Genomic DNA, 610 nt, shown 5'->3' on the forward strand with positions numbered 1-610 from the left:
CACTTTAATCTTCTTGCCGTTGACAACTATTCCATCGCCATCGCTCTTGATTTCACCATCAAATGTCCCGTGAACAGAGTCATACTTTAACAGGTGAGCTAGTGCATTGACATCGCCTAAATCGTTGATAGCCACCACGTCTACACCTATATTGCGCATAAGAATAGAGCGCAACACACACCTGCCTATTCTACCAAATCCGTTAATACCAGCCTTTACTGCCATTTCGCACCTCCAATAATTTTATGATATTTTTTCAAAGACTTCTTTTGTTGCGCCACATTCAGGGCAAACCCAGTCAGCGGGCAAATCCTCAAAAGCAACACCACCATTGTCATCTGGACTATACACGTAGCCACACAGGCTACAAACGTATTTGTCTGCTGTGTCCATACTTAACCCCCCTAGTTTCAGTCGGTATTCTAACAGAGATACAAGAAAAAAGCAATAAAAAATGCTTGCCAATTATCAAAAAAGGTGTATCATAATCACTTCGTTGCGCTCGTAGCTCAACTGGATAGAGTATCTGGCTACGAACCAGAAGGTCGCAGGTTCAAGTCCTGCCGAGCGCATATTTTATTTTAGTATTATTGTCTATTTACGTTGCTTT

2 protein-coding genes and 1 tRNA gene are annotated in these 610 nt (G+C 42.0%); 1 reads left to right on the forward strand and 2 read right to left on the reverse strand.

The annotated features are described in order from the left end of the window. The coding region (locus AC1MDJ_RS08410; RefSeq protein WP_479690459.1) for a glyceraldehyde 3-phosphate dehydrogenase NAD-binding domain-containing protein at positions 1-225 on the reverse strand (225 nt) is incomplete at its 3' end. A gap of 18 nt (positions 226-243) precedes the next feature. Further along, positions 244-393, reverse strand: coding sequence for a rubredoxin (locus AC1MDJ_RS08415; RefSeq protein ID WP_479690460.1), 150 nt, complete (start codon positions 391-393; stop codon positions 244-246). Positions 394-498: 105 nt separating this feature from the next. Here AC1MDJ_RS08415 and AC1MDJ_RS08420 point away from each other — a divergent pair. After that, positions 499-572: transfer RNA gene (locus AC1MDJ_RS08420), tRNA-Arg, on the forward strand. Positions 573-610: the final 38 nt, after the last annotated feature.

The sequence above is a fragment of the Candidatus Termitispirillum reticulitermitis genome (genome assembly GCF_054655775.1).